The sequence below is a fragment of the Aeromonas sp. QDB23 genome, from assembly GCF_027707745.1.
GTDB lineage: Bacteria > Pseudomonadota > Gammaproteobacteria > Enterobacterales > Aeromonadaceae > Aeromonas > Aeromonas allosaccharophila.
On the sequence record NZ_JAPCJA010000159.1, the window covers coordinates 1 to 997 of the forward strand.

At 61.4% G+C, this 997-nt stretch carries 1 protein-coding gene; it reads right to left on the minus strand.

Annotation, left to right across the window (positions count from 1 at the left end):
* A partial coding sequence (locus PG888_RS22955) for an IS66-like element ISAs21 family transposase (protein ID WP_270816055.1) occupies positions 1–997 on the minus strand: 997 nt, incomplete at both ends.

The window sequence follows — 997 nt, forward strand, 5'->3', positions numbered from 1 at the left end:
AACTGCCCTCAGCCACTCCTGCGGGCAGCGGCCCAATCGCTTGGCCGTCTCCACCAACGATAGGATACGCTGCCTGAACTGCTCGCCTCGATGCGACCAGACGCCATAGCTTCCCTTGCGCCACAGCACATAGCCACGCAGCGCCCGCTCCGCTTCATTGTTGGTCAGCGCTATCTCGTCGTTTTCCATAAAACGCCATAGCATCTCATCGTCCTTGAGCAGTAACTGGCAGCGCCCACGGTAGCGCTTGGAACACAGTACACTGCCCCGCTCCAGCTGCCTTCGCCAGCTTTGCCGACATCGCTGCAACCTTCGCTGGTACTGCTCCCGGCTTAAGCAGCCTTGTTCATAGCCATGCCGGGTTCTGAACACCGTGTCAGCCAGCAGTACCAGCCGGGCTCCGATAGGCTGGTTGACGGCGTCGCTACTCTCGGCAATCGCCGCCACGTTGCGCAGCACATGCGCCCAGCACAGTTGGCGCTGGGCGCTGTCGATGAAGCGGTATCCCGCATACTGGTCGGTCACCAGCACCCCATCAAGCTCACTGCCCAGCAACCGCTTCGCTGCCTCCTGACCGCGGCCAAACGCCGTCATGAAGCAGACCGCGACCTTGCTCAGGGCCAGCCACATCCAGCGTCGCTCACCGCCCCGCTGGTGCCGGGTTTCATCGGCATGGATGATGGCGGCAGACTGCACTTGCTGTTTGATGGCTTGGTGGGTCGGGGTGAGCATGGCGCTGACCCGGCCTTGCGCTTCACTGATGGCGCCTCGGCTAAAGCTCAAACCGAAGTGCTGCTTGAGCTGCTGCTGTATCTTGCTGATGCTCTGGTGGAACTGACCACTCTGCAAAGCGATATAGCTCAGCAGATTAGCCCCCATCTGGCTGTGGCTCACCGTATCGGGCAGGGCTGCTTCACTGGTGGTGACGCACCCACGGCAGGTGCCCCGATACAGCTGATGCTCTGTCACCACATAGCTGACCTCGGGCAGGTCAAAC